Consider the following 20,681-nt stretch of genomic DNA (forward strand, 5'->3'; position numbering starts at 1 on the left):
CGCCGCTCAACAGGGGCCGGTTCATCTGCACGCCCTTTAGTAAAAGACAAAAATATTGCTACTGCACATTTGCTGTAAACCCCCAGAGGATATTGTCAACGTACATACGCATGTCTGATACAATACCCCGCAATAAGATGAGGCGCATTTCAATTGCCGTGTACCTTATTAAAACAAAAGGCGCCCCGGCAACAACCGGGAACGCCTTTTCATATACACAGACGATAATATCAGAAATTAAACGTACCGCTGGCAGAAAAACGCCTTGGCATTTGCGGCTCCAGGGTAGACCAGCCTTTATAATACTCCTTGTTCGTAAGGTTGTCCAGTTTCAGCGTGATATTAAACTTCTTTGTGTTATAAAATAATGCGGCATTTAATACCGTATAGGAAGGCAGCGTGAAAACACCTGTAGTTTCCCGGTTCAGCACCATATTCTCACCACCATAATTGCCGCCGAAACCAGCGCCAAAACCTTCCAGGCGTCCGGAGGGACATTTATAGCTGATCCATGCATTGGCAAGATGCTGCGGCCCTGCGCCTTCAGGACGGCGGCCCAGGTAATCATGTGCATCCGTTTCCGTTACCTTGCTTTCATTATAGCTGTAGCCTGCTACAATATTCAGTCCGTTCACCGGGTTGGCCACAATGTCGGCGTCTATGCCACGGCTGTACTGCCGGCCGCCCTGGGTGTAAAAGCCTACGCGGGTAGGGTCCTGCATAATGGTGTTGGAAACCTTTATATCATAGTAGCTTACGGTAGCGGTGAGTATGTCTGCTACCAGGTTGGTTTTAATACCTGCTTCCCACTGGTTGGCACGCTCCGGTTTAAAGGTTTTAATGGTGCCGTCGTTCTGCCGGCGGGGCGCGCTGTTGGTAAACCCGTTCATATAGTTGGCAAACAGCGATACAATGTTCAGCACCGGCTGGTACACCACGCCAAATTTCGGAGAGAGAGTGGTCTGGTCATATTTGCCGTCTTCAGTAACACTCAGGCCGCCTGTTTTAAAATGATCCAACCGGAGGCTGGCCATTGCCGAAAGCTGGGGCAAAAAGTTAAAAACATCGGAGATATAACCGCTGATCACTTCCTGTGAAAGATTGCTGTTGCTTACTTCCGTGCCCTCTAAGAGAGAGTCCATATGCTGCCGGGATAAGATGCCGGAATCAAAGCCCGTCATATCTACCACCCCGTTCAATACGTAACCGGTGCTGTTGTCGGTAGCGTCCTGCTTCAGGTAGTCCACACCAATCACCACACGGTTACGCATGCTGCCCAGCTTAAAATCGCCTATGAAGTTTTGTTGTATATCCGTTGCCGTAGTGGTATAATTCTGGTCGCTCACATAACGGGCAAACGTGCTGGGTACGGGCATGGAGGTAGATGTTTCATACAGGTAAGAGTAGTAGCCCTGCGATTTGGCGCTGCTCCTGGACAATATGGTCTGCGACGTCCACTGGTCAGACAGCTTATACTGCATTTGCGCCTGTAAAGTAGTGGTAGGAGTTTTAATGGAAATATTGTTGCTGGTAAAAGAGTTCTTTTTATTATATCCCAGTTCCTCCAGGTTCTTTGCTTTCAGCGGCGAAGCGCGGTCAAAGAAAAGCATGGTAGGATTGGTGCCTTCGGCGCTCAGGAACGCTGCGTTCACCATAAAGGTAAGCTTGTCGCTGGCCTTGTAGGTAAGGGAGGGCGCAAAGAAACGGTTCTTCTTAAAACCGGCGTCCTGGAAGCTGTTTTCATCATGGTAAGCGCCTATCACGCGCAGTAATACTTTCTGGTCTTTATCCAGCGGCGTGTTAATATCCGCAGTAAAGCGGTTCAGGCCATAGCTGCCGGAAGTAAAGCTTACCGAACCGCCAAAATGATCGTAAGGTCTTTTGGTAACGGTGTTGATAAGCCCTCCGTAAGATACCAGCGTGCTGCCAAACAAAGTGCCGGAAGGGCCTTTGATCACTTCTATCCTTTCTACATTGGCTACATCCAGGCCGCTGTTGGTGAGGCCGGCCAGGCCGTTTACCAGCGCAGGCTGCACCGCAAAGCCGCGCAGCGTGTAATAGCCGGCGCCATCGCCGCCACGGCCGGTAGATGACCATAATTTGCTGAGGCCCGGCGCATTTTTCAGCGCATCATCATAGCTGGTGATCGCCTGTTCTTTGATCATTGCAGAACCTACGGAAGCATATACCTGCGGGTTCTCTATATTTTTAAGCGGCAGCTTAGCCACATATTCGCTGCTGGGCGGGTTAAACCGGCTGTAGGCGCCTGTTACCACCACTTCCGACAGGCTTTTTTCCGATACATCCAACCGCAGCTGCACGGTTACAGTCTGCTGCTGCGCTATGGTTACGGTTTCCGCAACCGTTTCATAACCGATCAATGATACTTCCACGGTATAAGTTCCGGGAGCCACGTTGCGTATCTGGAAGGTGCCGTCGTCATTGGTGCGGGCTCCCTTTTTGGTGCCCTTCAGCAGCACAGTCACTGCCGCCGCCGGCTTATTGTCCGAGGTAGTAACGGTGCCTTTGATGGTGCCGCCATTCTCCTCATCATTTGCAAATGCGGCTCCAAAGCCCATGCTCACTAAAATAACCACTAATACTGCCCTTTGTAAAAATGCCCTAAAGTTGATTTTCTGCGCCATAACCCCAAGTGTAATTTTTTAATATGCGGGCGCAAGATACGTTGAGGAGCCTGGCATACCTGTTCCAATCGGGAAAATAATTTACGAGAAGCGGAAAAATCCAGGAAGGCTTCCCATGGAAAGCCTGTATTTTTCCCCAGCCGGATTTCCTGCAAAACGCCCACCCATAACGGTGCAGACCCTTCCGGGGGGTCGGCGCCTGTCCTGCAAATGGTTGCCAATTCGGGGCAGGTTACTGCCACGCGGGTTTTCTGAAGGATTTTTTTTAATAGCGGTTTGACTAATAGCCTTCTTCCCTGCGGTTGACCAGCTGCGGCATCCAAACCTGGTAAAATTCATCGTTCGCCATATTACCGGCAGATGCATAATCGCACAGGGTTATTTCAATGGGCCCATGGGCGGCTTCTGTATAGGATTCAGGAATGAATTTCGCTTTCATTGCCAGGTAAGCATGGTTTTCAGCGCTATCCGCAACCAGGCTAATGTAGCCCGGTGTTGTTTCCACCGGCTTTAAAACGCGGTAAATGCCGGCGCCTTCAAACCTCGAGTCGCGGGCCAGCACCAGCGGCCCCCGCATAATGGCGGCGCTGGAAAGGGAGTTGTGCATCTTTATCACACGCCCCCGCATATCCAGTGCCAGCATAATTTTATCTCCTTTTGTCCAGCGCCTTTTTATCTTCAGGTACGCACCGGCATGTACATCCTCAAGCTCCCGGCCATTCAGCATTACACGGCTTTCCTTGCTCCAGCCGGGGATCCTTACTGCGATCTCCATATCCTCCGGTTGCTTCACATCCACTGTAAATGCGATCTCGCCGGATTTAGGATAAGCCGTACTTTCATCAATAATGATCTGCTGCCCCGAAGGGGTGGCCAATGCAAAGGCGCCTGCCGCATAATAGTTCAGGTATATGCCATGGTCAGACTGCATTACCATATGCAAAGGAAAATTAAAAAGCCCCCGGGGGCCGCTGGCTACACAGCAATTCAATCCCATGCCGCATTGTTCGCTGCCTGGCAGGCGCTGGCCGTTCAGCGGTGTATATTTGGCCCAGTCTGCGCCGTTATGGTTCATTGATCCCAGAAGGGCGTTGTAAAAAGTACATTCCACGGCATCTGCATATTTCGCATCGCCGGTGAGCCTGAGCAGCTGCTGGCTTAACTTCAGCCAGGTAACAGTAACGCAGGTTTCCTGGTAGTGGTTTACCGGCAGGTTTTGAATGGCTTTTCCGCCAAACCACATTTCCGTGGATGCGCCTGATCCGGCTATATTGATTTCTGTATTGTAAATGTTCTCCCAGGTCTTCATTACGGCATCCTTATACTTTTGTTCCCCGGTAACCCGGTACAGCTCAAGCAGCCCTTCATAGCACGACATCATCTCATACGCCTTCTGCCCCTGCTCAGGACTATACCAGTTTTTGGGAACGGGGAACCGCTCCGCAACATTCACAGCTGCTTTACTGATAAGCTGCGGACCTGCAAGGCGCTCCCACTGTTCTACGATCTGCTTTGCAAAATCAAGATATTTTTTTTCATGCGTTGCATTATAAAGTAAACACACCGGCTCCAGGATAGATGATGCCGCCATTCCCCTGTAATTTCCTTTATTTACGATAAGGCCGTCACCTTTATGCAGCTCCGCTATAACATTATCCGCCAGGCGGGCCGCGCCGCGCAGGCTTTTCTGATCGCCCGTGAGGTTATAATAATCTAAAAGTCCCAGCATGCAATATTTGCTGTCCCAGATGTCCCACTGTTCCAGCCGGTGGTCCGGCGCATAGTTACCGATGTAGCCGTCTGCAGTTTGCGTATGCAATAATTTTGCGTCTGCCGCTGCCAGTATCTCCTTCAACCGCGGATCAGGCAACACACGGTAAGCCAGCACCGCAGAGGTGAACCACTTTCCCCAGAATTCTCCCTGCCACAGTCTTGTTTCTTTACGGTTCTCCGGTTTAAAAGGCGCAATTAAACGGTCAACATCCTGGGCCATTATCCGGTTCTGCAGGGCGCCGCTCATTTTATCCAGCATCCTTCCTTTCAGCGCAACAGTGCCTGATAGCCACAGCGCATCCCGGTTACCCGGCTGTTGCCGCGCACTGCACAGGATTGGCAAAAAAATTAGAAAAACACCTGGTAACAGGGTAGATAGCGTTCTTTTGCAATTGATCATCCGCTTGTTTTTTAAACCGTTTTTATACCTGCCGGTAAGTTGTTAACGCAGCGCTTTCCTTTCTTTCCGGTACTTCAATGGCGACATGCCTGCCTGCATTTTAAACTGCCGGTTAAAATAAGATACATTATTAAATCCACTTTCATAGCATGTATTACAGGAAAAGTAACCGTTACCGCAAATCATTGCAAACAGCTACCGCCATTCCTTTTTATGCCATCGGAAACCGTAGCCGCAACCTTTACAGGGTTTGGCTGCCTGTTCAACCATAAGCTGCGTACAACTATCCGCTGCTTTCCCGATATTTGCCCTGGCATCGCATCATGCCAGGGCATTTTTTTTGCTGTGGCCTGTACATGCGCAGTAATATACGTTCACTGATCTTAACAACCGCACATGAAAGTTTTGGTCATAGAAGATGAACCGGCCCTGCAAACCGCCATCCGGCAGTACCTGGAGCAGCAGGGTTATATTTGTGAAACAGCGCCTGATTTTCCCCAGGCCATGCACAAGGTTAATGATTATGATTACGACTGCATTGTGGCCGATATAGGCCTGCCCAGGGGCAACGGGCTGGATATTATACGCGAGCTGAAAGCCCAGGAGTCGGAAGCAGGCATCATCATTATTTCCGCCAAAGACTCGCTGGAAGATAAGCTGAATGGCCTGGACCTGGGCGCTGACGACTATCTTACCAAACCCTTTCACCTGTCGGAGCTGAATGCCCGCATTAATGCCATTCTGCGGCGCAAACACTTTGACGGCAATACCACCATCCAGTTTAATGAGATCCGCGTGCTGCCCGGCTCTAAAGCCGTTTATGTAAAGCATACGCCTGTTGCGCTCACCAGCAAGGAATACCAGCTGCTGCTGTACTTTATTGCCAACCAGCGCCGGGTAGTTACCAAAACCGCGCTGGCCACGCACCTCTGGGGCGATGCATACGACCAGGCCGGCTCCTACGATTTCATTTACTCGCACATCAAAAACCTGCGCCGCAAGCTGCTGGAAGCGGGTTGTGAGGATTATATTAAAACCATTTACGGCACCGGCTACCGCTGGTCAGACCAATAAACAGGCCGCTGTATGAAACCAATGAAGCTGCTTACACGCACTACCATTTACTTCCTGGGCATTATGCTGCCGCTGCTGGCCGCCAGCGCGTTTTACCTGTTCTCACAGTTCAATAAAGAAATCAGGCATGAAATAGATGAAGAGCTGCTGAACGACCAGATACAATGGCTTCGTTACATGGACACCGTAAGCGTGCACAACCCCGTATTCAACATTTCCACTCCCGAGTTCAGCCTTCGCGCTGTGGCACAGGCGCCGCAGAACACACCGCGGCTGGAAAGCGTAATGCTGTACCAGGATATTGAAGGCAAAAAAACACCTTACCGCCAGCTTACCCAGGTGCTCCGCATCCATAACAAAACCTATATGTTAACCATCCGCAAATCTTTAATAGAAAGAGATGACCTGATAAAGAACATCTTTAACGTGATGTTTATTGTATTTGCAGGACTGCTGGGATTTATACTCTCGCTCAACTGGCTGCTGAGCAGAAGCCTCTGGCGGCCTTTTTACCGGACGCTGGAAAAAATACGGGGCGTGGAGCTGAAGAGAATGGAAAGCGTGAGCTTTACTCCTGCCCGCATTAAAGAGTTCAACCAGCTGAACAGCGCCCTCAATGCCATGATAGCACGCATACACGCAGATTACCGGAACATAAAAGAGCTTACGGAAGATGCCGCCCATGAAATGCAAACACCCCTGGCTATCGCAGAAAGTAAGCTCGAAGTGCTGCTGCAGGACGAAACACTCACCGATGCGCAGCTGCAGGCCATTGCGCAAAGCAGTGAAGCCCTGGAACGGCTGGCCCGCCTCAATAAATCCCTGCTGCTGCTGGCCAAGATAGAAAACCATCAATATGATACCTCACAGCCCGAAAGCCTGCAAAAGGTTACCCGCCAGTACCTGGGGCTGCTGGATGAGCTGATAAAAGATAAAAAGCTTACGCTGAACACACAGCTTGCCGGTGATGCTTCCTGGCAAATGCCATCTGCGCTGGCAGATATGATGGTAAGCAACCTCCTGGGCAATGCCATCCGCTACAATTATAACGGTGGAAAAATAACCCTGCAGCTCGATGACCGGCAGCTTACCATCAGCAACACCAGCAGCAGGCCCGCTATTCCGCCGCAGCAGCTATTCCGGCGCTTTAAAAAAGACAGCGCCGTGTATGACAGCTCCAACGGCCTGGGACTGGCCATCGTAAAAAAAATATGCGATACCTGTAACCTGCCTATCCGTTATTATTTCGAAAACGGCGTGCACACTTTCACCATCTCCAGATTTTCTACAAATTCCAGCCCTTCCTTTGCAGCATAGATAGGAACAAGCTATGCAACACCTGTTACTTACACTCGCTCTCCTGGCCTGCAGCACAATAACTTACGCACAGCAACCCGCAGCGCCGGTAAAGGATAGCATGCCGGAGCAGTATATACAGGAAGTGGAAATCAGTTCTACACGCACCAACAGCCGCCTGAAAGACATGCCCATGAAAGTGGAGGTGCTGGGCCACGATGAAATGGAAGAAGAAAGCGGCATTAAACCGGGCAATGTAGCCAGCATCCTGGGCGACCTGTCTGTTATTCATATACAAAACACTTCTGCCATAAACGGCAATAACGCCATTCGCATGCAGGGACTTGACGGTAAATACACACAGCTGCTCCGCGATGGCATGCCGGTGTATGAAGGCCTGAGCGGCAACTTCGGCGTGCTGGCCATTCCCCCGCTGGACCTGCAGCAGATAGAGATCATTAAAGGTTCCATATCCACCCTGTACGGCGGCGGCGCCATTGCAGGCATGATCAACTTCATTGCCAAAACACCGGGTAATAAGCCCGAGCTGAATGTGCTGATTAACCGCAGCACGCTAAAGGAAAATAACGTGAACACCTATTACGCGCAGCGCTGGAAAAGAACCGGTCTTACCCTGTTTGCCGGCGCTACGGTGCAAAATGAAACCGACGTAAATAAGGATGGCTTCAGCGATGTGCCGCGCCTGCGGCAATACACCCTGCATCCCCGTTTCTTCTATTACATAAATCCTAATACATCGCTGGTAATCGGCTATACCGGCACCATTGAAAAAAGGGCCGGCGGAGATATGCAGGCGCTGGACCACCACGCCGATAACGTACATCAATACACGGAAATAAATAACAGCCAGCGGCATAGCCTGGACCTGCAGTTTACCCTGAAGCAGCTCAACGGGGGCACGCTTACCGCCAAAGGCGTAAACAGCTTTTACCACCTGGATAATACAGAAGGCGCCTTTGCCCTGCGCGGCAACCAGGGCAACCTGTATGCAGAGGTTTCCTATAATAAAAAAAGCGGCCGCCATAACTGGGTGGTAGGCCTTAATGATACCGGCGAAAAATACAAAAGGGCCGGCGGCGACAGCAGCATTATAAACAACTATACCTACAATACCACCGGTATTTTCGCGCAGGATGGCTTTAGCATTACTCCCCGGCTGATGTTAGAAGGCGGCCTGCGTATAGATTATCACAATGTGTACGGCTGGTATGTGCTGCCGCGCCTGGCCTTGCGGTATAAACCGGTAGATGCGCTTACGCTTCGCATCAGCGGCGGCGCCGGCTATAAAACACCGGCCATCTTTACCAGCCAAACACAAAACATCGCCTACCGCGACCTGTTGCCGCTTAGCGCCGGCATGCAGGCAGAAGAAAGCCGGGGCCTGAATGTAGATGCAGGCTACCACACTTCCTGGGGACCGGTAGCAATAACCGTAGACCAGGCGCTGTACTACACCGGCATTAAAAACCCCATTATACCGGTCACGCTGGGCGATAATAAAATATTGCTGCAGAACCAGCCCTATGAATGCAGAAGCCTGGGTACCGATACGTATGTACGTTTCAGTTATAACAACCTGGAGCTGTACCTGGGCTATAATCACACTACCTCCAAATACTCCGATGCGGCCCACACCTTTGTGCCCTTTGCCCCGCGCGATAAATTTGCCGGCACACTGGCCTATGAAATACCCGACAAATGGCGCTTTGGTATTGAAAGCAGCTGGGTGGGCCACCAGTACCTGTATAACAACCAGCCGGCCCCCTCCTACTGGTTCTGGGCAGCCATGATATCCAGGCAGCTGGGCAGTCATTTTACAATGGTGCTGAACGGAGAAAATATTTTCGACGCCCGCCAGGGCAAGCACGAGGCGCTGTATACAGGCAGCATTACCGCGCCGGAATTCCTGCCGCTTTGGGGACCTGTTGACGGCCGCACTATCAATCTCTCTGTGAAATACACGTTATAACAATGCCATTATAATTTACCCCGGACAACATTTACAGATTATTTACTAATTTTACGCGTTGGTAATTAAATCGTAATCAATAACACAGCAACAACGTGCGGGAGGGGCACCCGTATGTTACTTTAACCTCTCCCCCCTTTTTTAAATAAATAAGAATGTCCGACCAATCACACCAGTCAGGTAATATACAGATGCCGCAAACCCAGGCTCCGGAAAGCGCTGAACACTGGCAGGACAATGATGTGGAAGCTTTGCTGACCTGCCTGGATGATATGGTATTTGAGCTCAGCGAAGAAAGGATATTTAAACAGGTGTGGTGTAAAGATGAAAGCCTGCTATACCTTCCCAAAGACCAGATCATAGGCCGCCATATGAATGATATACTGGGCGCTCAAAGCGAAATGTTCTCGCAGCTGGTAGATAAGCTGTTGGCTACCGGTATGTCGCAGGAGATAGAATACCCCGATCAGCGCCCGGAAATGAACAACTGGTACCGTTTGCGCGTAAGCCTGATACAGGGCGGTAAACCCGGCGCAGGCCGGCGTATTATGGTGGTGATAAAAGATATTACACAATATAAGATCACGCACCTGGAGCTGATAAAAGCCAAGGAAGATGCGGAAAAAGCCGCCCAGGCGCGCAGCGGGTTCCTTTCTGTAATGAGCCATGAGATACGCACCCCGCTCAACGGCATTATAGGCATTGCCAACCTGCTGGAAGAAACGCCGCAGCACGGCAACCTGGTGCGCAGCCTTAAATACGCTGCTGATCATTTGCTGACGCTTATTAATGATATACTGGACTTCAGCAAGATTGAAGCCGGCAAGGTAGAGTTGGAAAATGTACCCTTTGATCTTAAAAAGCTGTTGCAGGATGTTGAAAATAATTACCAGCCGCTGGCCCAGTCAAAAAAAATAAAGCTGCATACGGCCCTGGACCCCGCATTGCCGGCTAACCTGTGCGGCGATCCGTTTCGCCTGGGACAAATACTCAATAACCTTGTCAATAACGCTGTTAAGTTCACACAGCAGGGCAGCATTGCCATAGAAGTAAAGCTGGTGCGGCAAACCGCCGATAATGCCACCATTAGCTTTTGTATAAAAGATACCGGCATTGGCATACGAAAAGATATGCAAAGCCGCATTTTTGAAAGCTTTGTACAGGCGCAAAGCAATACCAGCCGCCAGTATGGCGGCACCGGCCTGGGGCTGGCCATTACCAAAAGCCTGGTAGAGCTGTATAACAGCAGCATTACTATTGACAGTGAACCCGGCCTGGGCACCACTTTCCGCTTTGATATTACCTTTAAACTGCTGCCCGCTATAGCCAGGTCAAATACAGCATATAACCAGGAGCAGCTGTGGGCCTGGCTGAAAGATAGAAAGCTGCTGGTGGTGGAAGATAATACCATTAATGCCATGGTAATGAACTACCAGCTGCAGCGCACCGGCGCTGTTACCGTTACCGCCGGCAACGGCAGGGAAGCCGTGGAAATGATGGAGCAGCAGCATTTTGACGGCGTGCTGTTGGACCTGCACATGCCTGAAATGGATGGCTATGCTACCATCCCGCATATTCAGCGCCTGCAGCCACATGCTTTTATTGTTGCCCTTACAGCCGATGTGATACAAAATGTAAGCGAAAAGCTGCACAGTATGCACGTAACCGCCATCCTGCACAAGCCTTATGACGCCACGTCGTTGTACCGTACCTTAGCCACATTAGCAGGTATATAGCACTCACGCCCGTCACAGCACCCCTTCTATCCTTCATCATTATCGTTTACCTTTGCCCCGCAATAATTATTAATTATTAACTCTTAATTATTAATTACAATGACGTGGAGCGAACGTGACCAGCAAGTAATATGGCATCCCTACACACAAATGCAAACAGCGCCGGCGCCCATTGGCATTGTGCGTGGCGAAGGCGCCTGCCTGTTTGACGAAGCAGGCAACAGCTACCTGGACGCCACCTCCAGCTGGTGGGTAAACATACACGGGCATGCCAACCCACACATTGCACAGCGGCTGGCCGCACAGGCCCTACAGCTGCAGCACTGCATATTTGCAGGCTATACGCATCCCGGCGCCGTGGAGCTGGCAGAAAGGCTGCTGCCCATACTGCCCGGCCGGCAGCGCAGGGTGTTTTATTCCGACAACGGCTCCACTGCCGTGGAAGTAGCCCTGAAAATGGCGTTGCAATACTGGGATAACAAGGGCGCCCGCAAGCAAAATATACTGGCCTTTAAAAACGCGTACCACGGCGACACCTTTGGCGCTATGAGCGTTAGCGGCCGCAGTGTATTCACCGCCCCGTTTGACGATCTTTTATTTGATGTGCATTTTATTGATACCCCCACACGGGAAAACGTGCCGGCGCTGAAAGCGGCTATTGAAGGCCTGGGGCCAGGTACCATTGCCGCTTTTATATTTGAACCCCTGCTGCAGGGCGCCGGCGGTATGCTCATGTACGAAGCCGCTGCGCTGGACCAACTGCTGCAATACTGCAAACAACAGCAGATATTGCTGATAGCCGATGAAATACTAACCGGCTTTGGCAGAACAGGGAAGAACTTTGCCATGGAAAATGTAACAACAGCGCCGGATATAATATGCCTTTCAAAAGGCCTCACCGGCGGCTCCATGGCATTAGGCATTACCACCTGTACGGCGGAGATATATGAAGCATTCCTGTCGGACAGCAAGCTGAAAACACTGTTCCACGGCCATTCCTTTACCGCCAATTCCCTGGCCTGCAGTGTGGCCCTGGCCAGCCTTGACCTGTTTCTGCAGCCGGAGTGCATGCAGCAACGGGAGCGTATACACGCACAGCACCGGCAGTTCATACAGCAGCTGGCCGCCTTTAAAACGGTAAAGCATATACGGCTGCTGGGCACCATACTGGCATTTGAAATAGTAACGCCCGGGCAGGACACTTATACCAACCAGCTGGCAGATGAGCTGCACCGCTTTTTCCGTGCAAAGCGCATTATGCTGCGCCCGCTGGGTAATACGCTGTACATTTTACCGCCGTACTGTATAACCAATGAAGAGTTGGGAAAGGTATATGAAAGTATACTGGAGTTTGTGGGGCAACAATATTCATAATGCATATGCTAATGTGCAGGCCGGCAGTATGCTAACCGGCACATCAGCATATAGTGTTTGCTTTGCTGATTAAGATTTAATAGGCACTTCTACCTTGGTCTTATCCCACTCCAGCAACAGTTTGTTGGCAGGCAGGGTAATGGTTAGCTTTTCTACGGGTGAGCTGAGGGTAGCAGCAGGTACGTTTACTTTCAGCACGTCGCTCCCTTTGATCTGGTCGTACTTGAAAGCGCCCCATTGTTTCAGTGTGCTGTTCAGGATAAAAGTCCACTGCTTTTCACCGGGAATGGTGAACAGGGTGTAAGTGCCGGCCTTAACGGGTTTTCCGCCAAAGGTGGCATCTTTGGTAAAAGTGATTTCAGTGGCTTCGTTGGCACCGGTGCGCCATACTTCGCCGTAAGGCACCAGCTTACCAAAGATCTCACGGTTCCTTTTGGAAGGCTGGCCGTAGCTGATCTTTACATTTTTACCTTCAGCAGTGATACGCGGGCTTTTGGGGGCCTCCTGGGAGAATGCCATGTCGCTTGTGGCAGCCAGTATGGCCAGGAATAAGAAGATCTGTTTCATATAGATGGTGATTTTAATGGTATAAAAAACCATGAAGGAAATTACAGCTATTCAGCAGATATGGCCGTACCATTCATCCCTTTTTCAGACATTGCAGATAAATGCCTCTATTCTTATCTTCTGCCTTACCCGTTTTACCGTGCTGCCTGTTTCAAATTGCTACCTTCCATTATCCTCCTGCTCAAGCATCCAATATCTTACGTTCTACATGCCGCTTCTCACCCAATCATCTACTTCATGCCCTCACACCTGGCCTTCAGCTCTGTAAGTCCCTGTTCTACCTGCGGCCCCATTAACCGGTCGGCCATAAACCCGCGGAACTTCCACCAGGGTTTCCAGCCCAGCTTTGTTTCTATGTACCAGTGTATAACCGTGCCGTTTCCGTCCTTGGCAGGTTGTATTTCCAGCCCGCCCAGTACCGGTTGCATGTCTTTATATATCATATTATAATACACGCCTTTGGCGGGTTCGCTGCGTAAAATGGTTAACTTTCCTGAGGCCCCGTCGTTTGCGGCGCTCACCCAGCTATACCAGGCGCCTTTACCGTGAGAGGGCTCAGAGAACTGCAGGGGGCTGGCGGCTTCCAGCTTGGTCCAGGGGTTCCATTCCGGCCAGGTCCTTAGCTCATTCACCTGGCTGTACACCACTGCTACCGGCGCATCAATAACGCCGGAGCGCTCAACCACGGCCTTGGAGGGAAATAACAGGGATAGCAGGAATATCAGTACCGCAAAGCTAAATATACTGATGATAAGTAATTTGAGAAAACGCATGAACGAAGTTACATAAAACAGGTTGAACGGAAAGCAGAAAGCAAAAAGCAGAAAGCGGAAAGCAGAAAGTAAAAACGGGAAGCAGCGTTCCGGGAGGTTCAAGCCTGCAGCTGCACGAGTGATTTTTCCAGGTTCAGCCGGCCATAAACCATCCCACCCATCCGGGCAACGGATTCAAATAATTAAATAAATGAGCAGGTGGATACACATATATTTTATATGCTCATAAAAAGATGCTCCGGAGCTTCAGCCCCTGCAAATCGTATTCAGCAATTGGTTTTAGTATTCAGAGGCGCAGTAGCGGCCGTATTCAGGGTTACGATAACCGGCGGCGCTCAGCTCAGAAATGCCTGGCTTCTTCAATTTCAGTATAATAACCGGCAGCATACATCTTTTAGCTGTAACAGCTTCGCTTTATCTGTGATACTTCCGATTTGATCCGACAGTCAGGTTAAAATATCAAGCAGCTGGGGGTATATCGTCCAGCTTTTTTCCTTTTTCTTTTTTCCTTTTTCTTTTTGCTTTTTGCTTTCCGCCTTCAGCTTTTCACTGCCCTATTCAGCCCCTGCAGGCCCCGTTCAAAATCGCGGCCCACCCATTTATCCATCAGCAGCCCCAGGAATTTACGGGCGGGGTTTTGCCCGATGGTCATTTCCATGCCCCAGGTAACCCTTGTATCTTCACCTGCCGGCTCAAAACGGAAATAACCTTTGCTGCTGCCGTGGTCCATAAAATTAATATTGGTAGCAATAAACTCGTACGGGCGTGACTCGGTGATCAACAGGCTGCCACGGCCCACATTGCGCTTTTTGCTTTCCCAGCTGTAACCGGCGCCTGCCCCGCTTTCCTTTTCGCCATATACGATCTTCATATTTGGGTCCAGCTGGTGCCAGGGCGACCAGCGCTCCCAGTTGCGCAAAGTATCTACCTCATGGAACACCACCTCCGGCCGGGCCTGTATTACCAATGATCTCTCAATTTTTAAACGGGAAGGCAGGTAAAGGGAAAAAACAAATAGGCCCAGGATAAGAGCAACCAAAGCACCCAGGATGATGTATAGGACTTGCATGTTTCCAATTTAAGAAAAAAACTTCACTCCCATTTAAAAACCCGTACAGTAATGGCATAAATGAGAAGACCCCACAGGGTTAGCACGCCCAGCTCTTTCCCTACATTCCACAGGTGCTGCCCTTCAAAGGCCACCTTACGGAACGCATCGTTCAGGTAAGTGAGCGGCATGGCGCGGCATACCGGCTGCAGCCAGGAAGGCATGGCATCTACCGAAAAAAAGGTGCCTGCCAGCAGGAACTGCGGCATACTGATCACGTTGGCAATAGGTGGTATGGTGCTCTCATTTTTAGCTACGCTGCTCACCAGGAAACCAAATCCCATGAACACTACCAGCCCGAATAACGAGAGGATCAGCATTTCTATAAAAGTAACGGCGCCGTGCACCAGCGTAAAACCAAAAGCAAAATGTCCCAGGCCAATGATAACAACGGCCCCAATCAGCTGAAAAAGCAGGCGCGATAAGGTTTCACCGATAATAATGGATGAGCGTTTAACCGGCGTGGCAAAAAAACGTTTGAGCACCAGCGTTTGCCGCAGGCTGAAAAACAGGAAGGCCGTACCAAATACAGCTGCGCTGAGCAGGGAAAAGCCCAGCATACCGGGCAAAATAAAATCGATGGTTTTATATACACGGCCAGGCACCACGGTGGTATTCACAGCTGCAACGGAAGGGCGTTGGTAGTACCGGTCATCGATCCGCGCCACCACATCTTTTAAAATAGACTGGAACACCTGTATCTTATCTGCCCCTGCCGTGGAAGAGCGCACCTGTACGTCATATTCCGGCGCAGCGCCCTGTCCGGGCTTTTGCGTGATGTTTACAATAGCGGTAATGCGGCCCTTGATCATATCTTCCTCCATCTCGCCCACCGGCTCGTTGATCAGCTTTACGCTTTTAGCAGCAGCCAGTCCCTGGTAAATGTAGCTCGATTTATCAGTGCCGGGCGCCACACCCACCTTTACCGTTACCGCCGTATTACCTATAAAACCAAATACCAGGATGAACGCCAGCGGAAACCCGATTGTGAAAGCTACGGTGGAAGGACTACGCAAAATGGCCCGTAAACTGGCCTTGGTGATCGCCAGCATGGCCCTCCATTGACTGTACTGCACTGCCATAATTTTATCTACTGCTTTAAAAAATTGGCGTAAAACTAAGATTGTTTTACCCATTTCCATAAAAAATCCCGGGAGCAGCCCCGGGATTTAAGTAAATTTTAAGTCACTCCCCTAATTCTTAATTATTAATTATTAATTATTAATTCTACCTCACCTCAATATCAAACGGCAATCTCGCCTGTACCTGGCCATTTATTTCCTGCAGGCGTTTTATCTGCCGGTACACGGTATAATTGGCGCCCAGCTCCTTCTTTATCATCGACTCGCCGGCGTTGCCGCCCAGGTTTTGCAGCAGCTTTTCCAGCGGCGGCTTTACTTCGGGGTACTCGCGCAGGCGGTAAGATGATATTTTTGCCATGCGCGCGGCGCAGGCAATGGCGTCGTTAATACCGCCCAGCCGGTCTACCAGGCCTAACGATTTCGCCTGTACGCCGCTCCATACGCGGCCCTGCGCAATACTGTCAACCACGGCGGGGCTTAGCTTGCGGCCTGCCACCACCCTGGATTTAAAGGTTGCATAAATACTGTCTATGGCGTTTTGCACAAATTTTCTTTCCACAGGCGTCATGGGGCGGGTGGCGGTGCCCAGGTCGGCATACTGCGCGGTCTTTACACCGTCGAATGTAACACCCAGCTTATTTTTGAAAAAGCTCTGCAGGTTCATCATCACGCCAAATACGCCAATAGAGCCGGTAAGCGTGTTCGGTTCCGCAAAAATGCTGTCTGCCATGCACGAAATATAATACCCGCCGCTGGCGGCATAGTCGCCCATAGACACTACTACCGGTTTTACTTTTTTGGCCAGCTGCAGCTCGCGCCAGATGGTTTCAGAAGCCAGGGCGCTGCCGCCGGGAGAGTTCACACGGAATACAATGGCTTTAATGCTGTTATCGTTACGCAGCTTGCGGATCTCTTTCAGGTATTTATCGCTGCTAATGATCACATCTTCGCTGCCGTCGTTGCTAACAATACTGCCCTGTGCATACAGTATGGCAATTTTGCTGTCGCCGGAAGTATATTTATAATCTGCCGCGCTTTCATATTTTGAGAGCGATACAAAATTAATATCGTCGTTCTTCTTCAGTCCCAGCCTGGCGCGCAGGTCGTCCATCACCTGGTCGTCGTATTTAAGGCCGTCTACCAGCTTGTAGGTGAGCGCGTCGTTAGCGTTCTGTATCAGCCCTTCATTGGCATAACGGTGCAGGGTGGCGGTGTCCAGCTTGCGGCTTTTGCCAATGTTCAGCAGGTAGTTGCCATACAACTCGCCCAGGTAAGCGGAGGTTTGTATGCGGTTGGCTGCTGTCATCTGCGTTTCGCGCAGCGGCTCGGTAGCGCTTTTGAATTTGCCGTCGTAGAAAATCTCAGGCTGTATCTCCAGCTTGTCCAGCGTACCTTTCAGGAACACCAGGGTAGCGGCGAAGCCGTTGAAATCCAGGCCGCCCTGCGGGTGCAGGTACACTTTATCAGCAGCAGAGGCCAGGTAATAGGCCTGCTGGGTCATGCCTTCACCATACGCATATACGAATTTGCCGGATTTTCTGAAGGTTAACAGGGCATTCCGCAGCTCCTCACTGGAGGCAAAGCCGTTAGGGTTGCCGCCGGTTTTCAGGTAAATGCCTTTGATATTGTCATCTTCAGCAGCATGCTCAATTATGCGTACCGCATCGTACAGGCCCGGTACTTCATTCGCCTGCCCGCGCAAAACGTTCAGGGGGTTGGCTATTTTCTGCTCTTTGTACAGCTGGCCGGTTTCCAGCACCAGCACTCCATTAGGATCTATCTTCACTTTTTCAGGTGCTACGGCTTTGGTGATAAAGCCTATCAGTACAATAATACAGATCCCTGCAAACACAAAAAATGCCAGGAGGGCTGCCAGGAAGGTTTTAAAGAAGCTACGCATATAAATTCGGATCAGTTTTGCCGGATAATCAGTCTATAAAATGCGCTGTTTGTTACAGGACCAATTCCAACTGTTTTTTTCAAAAATAAGGAATATGGCTACTTTTGCGCCGATAAATATACATGAATACAGCAATATTACTTATAGGTGGCAATTTGGGAAACCGTACCCGGCACCTGCAACAGGCGGTACAGCTCATTGAAGAACAGGCAGGTAAGGTGGTAAAATTATCGGGCCTGTATGAAACCGCCCCCTGGGGTAATGTACAGCAGCCCGACTACCTGAATCAGGCGCTGCAAATTGAAACCACGCTGGAACCGCTTCCGCTGTTACATACCTTACTGAATATTGAGCGCGAAATAGGCCGCATCCGCCAGCAAAAATGGGGCGCCCGCGTAATAGACATAGACATCATTTTCTATAACGACGAGATCATTTCCCTGCCGGAGCTGAAAATACCGCATCCGCGCATGCAGTTCCGGCAGTTTGTGCTGGTACCGCTGAACGAGATTTTGCCTAACCAGGTGCATCCTGTGCTGCAGCAAACCGTGCATGCCCTTTTGGCCGCCTGTGAGGATGAATTGCCCGCAACACTGTATAAAGAGCGCCGCTAACAACCGGCTGTTAGCTGCCGGCTTTCAGACAGCAATTACTTTTAAGCTGCACCACACCGCTAACGTTAAACAGCAACCGCTAAGCATGAACTATCGCTTTATTACCATAGAAGGCAATATTGGCGCCGGTAAAACCACCCTGGCGCACCTGCTGTCGCAGCACTTTAATGCCCGGTTGATACTGGAGGAGTTTGCCGACAATCCCTTTCTGCCCAAATTCTATGAAAAGCCGCAACAGTATGCATTTCCGCTGGAACTGTTCTTTATGGCGGAGCGTTACAAACAGCTCAGGGAAATGCTGCAAACACAGGATATGTTCAGCAGCCTGGTAATATCTGATTACCTGTTTGTAAAAAGCCTGCTGTTTGCCAAGATTAACCTGTCGGAAGATGAGTATAACCTGTACCAGAAGCTGTTTGACATTATCAACCCCCAGCTGCTGCAGCCCGACCTGCTTATTTTCCTGAATGCCCCCGTTTACCGCCTGCAGGCGAACATTAAAAAACGCAACCGCTCCTATGAGCAGCAAATTGAAGACGATTACCTGCTGAAGGTGCATAATATGTACATGCAGTACCTGAAACAATATCCTGTACGCACGCTGATGGTAGATACCACCAAAACCGATTTCCTGGGCAACCCTGCCGACTTTCAGCGCCTGCTGCAGGCGCTGGACAAAGATTATGAGGTGGGTATCAATTACTTTGGATAAGCGTATCAATTGTCAATGCCGCCTGGTGTACCAGCTATACACACATTGTCCAATCCGTAATTCCGTGACCATTAATTGCCGATTACTGCCGCCGCCATTGCAGCAGCAGCAATATAGCCGCTGCTCCATGCATGCTGGAAGTTAAATCCGCCGGTAATCCCGTCCACATCCATCACTTCACCGGCAAAATATAAACCGGGCGCCAGCTTGCTTTCCATGGTGGCAGGGTTTATTTCTGCCAGCTGCACGCCTCCGCAGGTCACAAACTCCTCTTTAAAAGTGGTTTTCCCTTTTACCGGCAGCTCCATGGCTACCAGGCTTTTTATCAGCACCTGCTGCAATTTTGCCGGTAAATCGGCCCAGCGTATATTTTCGTTTATACCTGCCTGTTGCAGCAGGAAATGCCACAGGCGCTGCGGCAGCTCAAAAGGGCTTTTACCATATATTTTCTGTCCGCCCAGCTGCTGTCGCAATGCCTGCATTTCCTCCCGCAGGCTGTTCTCATGATAAGCCGGCACCCAGTTGATTAACACGGTAAAGGTATAATGCAGCTGCTGCAGCTCCCGCGCGCCCCAGGCCGACAGGCGCAGCACCGCCGGGCCGCTCAGCCCCCAGTGGGTAATAAGCACAGGCCCCTGCTCCTGCAGTTTGGCGCCTGCTACCTTCAGCTGCGCTTTGGGCACGCTTACGCCCATCAGCTGTGTAATGGGGTGTCCCGGCATATTAAGGGTGAATAACGAAGGTGCAGGCGGCGCCACATGGTGGCCCACGCGTTTCAGCCAGTTGAATTTATCTTCCTGCGCATAACCGCCTGCAGCCACGCAAATGAAACCGGCTTCCAGGGTGCGGCCATCCTGCAGGCGCACCTGCCAGCCACCGCCGGTAAGGGGTTGCAGGTCAGTTACTTCCTGGTGCACGGCTATTTTTACGCGGTAGCGGTCTGCTTCCCGCAGCAGGCAGTCGATAATGGTTTGGGAGCTGTCGGTTACAGGAAACATGCGCCCGTCGGCCTCTGTTTTCAGCTCCACCCCTCTTTCAGCAAACCATTGGATGGTATCTGGCACAAAAAAATGGCCAAAGGCCTTTTTCACAAAGTTTTGACCCCGCGGGTAATGCCGGGCCATATAGCTAATATCCGGCGCAGCATGCGTAACATTACAGCGCCCGCCGCCAGATACTTTTACTTTGGACAGCAGCTTGCCGGTTTTCTCCAGCAGCAGCACCTCCAGCGCCGGTTGCAGCCGCGCCGCATTCACCGCGCAAAAAAATCCGGCGGCACCGCCGCCGATAACAATCAGTCGCTTTTTCACACCGCAAGTATAAGACAATTACGAATTGATAATTACGCATTACGAAGTGCACATATAAGGCAGTGCACTATAGTAGTAATTTGGAGCGTTATTGACAACTCATTCGCCACTCATAACTCTTAACGAAATTTTAGCAAATTATCTCCGCTACATTTCAGCTATTTACAAATGCCATTGCAGGCAGGCTGCATAAGCCGTTCTACAGGCCTGCAATCCCCAATTCTCAAACAAATTAAGGCCAATTACCATCTCCGCTGCATTTCAATTCGTAATTCGTAATTGATAATTCGTAATTCTTAAATAAATTGTGTGCCATTATCTTGTCTT

Annotated in this window: 15 protein-coding genes; 7 read left to right on the top strand and 8 right to left on the bottom strand. The window is 50.5% G+C overall.

Annotation, left to right across the window (positions count from 1 at the left end):
• Positions 1-230 precede the first annotated feature (230 nt).
• Together VFS25_RS01325 and VFS25_RS01330 are read right to left on the bottom strand one after the other, a co-directional pair.
• Entirely contained in the window at positions 231-2,645 is a 2,415-nt protein-coding gene (locus VFS25_RS01325; RefSeq protein WP_326460308.1) for a TonB-dependent receptor, read from the bottom strand.
• A gap of 280 nt (positions 2,646-2,925) precedes the next feature.
• Positions 2,926-4,761, bottom strand: coding sequence for a glycoside hydrolase family 127 protein (locus tag VFS25_RS01330; RefSeq protein WP_326460309.1), 1,836 nt, complete (start codon positions 4,759-4,761; stop codon positions 2,926-2,928).
• Positions 4,762-5,214: 453 nt separating this feature from the next.
• Here VFS25_RS01330 and VFS25_RS01335 point away from each other — a divergent pair, with 453 nt between their 5' ends.
• From VFS25_RS01335 to bioA, 5 genes are all read left to right on the top strand, one after another.
• Positions 5,215-5,892 (top strand): response regulator transcription factor, encoded by a 678-nt coding sequence (locus VFS25_RS01335; protein WP_326460310.1) that lies wholly within the window; start codon positions 5,215-5,217, stop codon positions 5,890-5,892.
• Between the two features lie 12 nt (positions 5,893-5,904).
• Positions 5,905-7,209 carry an ATP-binding protein gene (locus VFS25_RS01340; RefSeq protein ID WP_326460311.1) on the top strand — a complete coding sequence of 435 codons (1,305 nt, stop codon included), beginning with the start codon at positions 5,905-5,907 and terminating at the stop codon, positions 7,207-7,209.
• Between the two features lie 13 nt (positions 7,210-7,222).
• Positions 7,223-9,178, top strand: a complete 1,956-nt coding sequence (locus VFS25_RS01345; protein WP_326460312.1) for a TonB-dependent receptor plug domain-containing protein — start codon at positions 7,223-7,225, stop codon at positions 9,176-9,178.
• A 155-nt stretch (positions 9,179-9,333) separates the two neighbouring features.
• Entirely contained in the window at positions 9,334-10,914 is a 1,581-nt protein-coding gene (locus VFS25_RS01350) for an ATP-binding protein (RefSeq protein ID WP_326460313.1), read from the top strand.
• A gap of 99 nt (positions 10,915-11,013) precedes the next feature.
• Positions 11,014-12,288, top strand: a complete 1,275-nt coding sequence (bioA, locus tag VFS25_RS01355; protein WP_326460314.1) for an adenosylmethionine--8-amino-7-oxononanoate transaminase — start codon at positions 11,014-11,016, stop codon at positions 12,286-12,288.
• Positions 12,289-12,357: 69 nt separating this feature from the next.
• Here the strand turns inward: bioA and VFS25_RS01360 are convergent, their stop codons facing one another.
• The 5 genes from VFS25_RS01360 to sppA form a co-directional block, all read right to left on the bottom strand.
• Positions 12,358-12,855: a DUF2911 domain-containing protein gene (locus VFS25_RS01360; protein ID WP_326460315.1), complete on the bottom strand. Its 498-nt coding sequence runs from the start codon at positions 12,853-12,855 to the stop codon at positions 12,358-12,360.
• Positions 12,856-13,085: 230 nt separating this feature from the next.
• Positions 13,086-13,628 (bottom strand): SRPBCC family protein, encoded by a 543-nt coding sequence (locus tag VFS25_RS01365; protein WP_326460316.1) that lies wholly within the window; start codon positions 13,626-13,628, stop codon positions 13,086-13,088.
• Positions 13,629-14,166: 538 nt separating this feature from the next.
• A complete protein-coding gene (locus VFS25_RS01370) occupies positions 14,167-14,697 on the bottom strand; it encodes an SRPBCC family protein (protein WP_326460317.1) in 531 nt (176 codons plus the stop codon).
• 23 nt (positions 14,698-14,720) lie between these two features.
• The gene (locus VFS25_RS01375; RefSeq protein WP_326460318.1) at positions 14,721-15,818 is read right to left on the bottom strand and encodes an ABC transporter permease; all 1,098 of its coding nucleotides are present in this window, start codon (positions 15,816-15,818) and stop codon (positions 14,721-14,723) included.
• A gap of 145 nt (positions 15,819-15,963) precedes the next feature.
• Positions 15,964-17,718, bottom strand: coding sequence for a signal peptide peptidase SppA (gene sppA / locus VFS25_RS01380; RefSeq protein ID WP_326460319.1), 1,755 nt, complete (start codon positions 17,716-17,718; stop codon positions 15,964-15,966).
• A 122-nt stretch (positions 17,719-17,840) separates the two neighbouring features.
• Between sppA and folK the strand changes: the two genes are divergently transcribed.
• Both folK and VFS25_RS01390 read left to right on the top strand, forming a co-directional pair.
• Positions 17,841-18,332: a 2-amino-4-hydroxy-6-hydroxymethyldihydropteridine diphosphokinase gene (gene folK / locus VFS25_RS01385; protein WP_326460320.1), complete on the top strand. Its 492-nt coding sequence runs from the start codon at positions 17,841-17,843 to the stop codon at positions 18,330-18,332.
• A gap of 85 nt (positions 18,333-18,417) precedes the next feature.
• The gene (locus tag VFS25_RS01390) at positions 18,418-19,044 is read left to right on the top strand and encodes a deoxynucleoside kinase (protein WP_326460321.1); all 627 of its coding nucleotides are present in this window, start codon (positions 18,418-18,420) and stop codon (positions 19,042-19,044) included.
• Positions 19,045-19,115: 71 nt separating this feature from the next.
• On the opposite strand, the gene VFS25_RS01395 is transcribed toward VFS25_RS01390, so the two are convergent.
• Positions 19,116-20,354 (bottom strand): NAD(P)/FAD-dependent oxidoreductase, encoded by a 1,239-nt coding sequence (locus VFS25_RS01395; protein ID WP_326460322.1) that lies wholly within the window; start codon positions 20,352-20,354, stop codon positions 19,116-19,118.
• Positions 20,355-20,681: the final 327 nt, after the last annotated feature.

Origin of the sequence: Chitinophaga sp. (genome assembly GCF_035761305.1) — a bacterium.
Taxonomy (GTDB): domain Bacteria; phylum Bacteroidota; class Bacteroidia; order Chitinophagales; family Chitinophagaceae; genus Chitinophaga.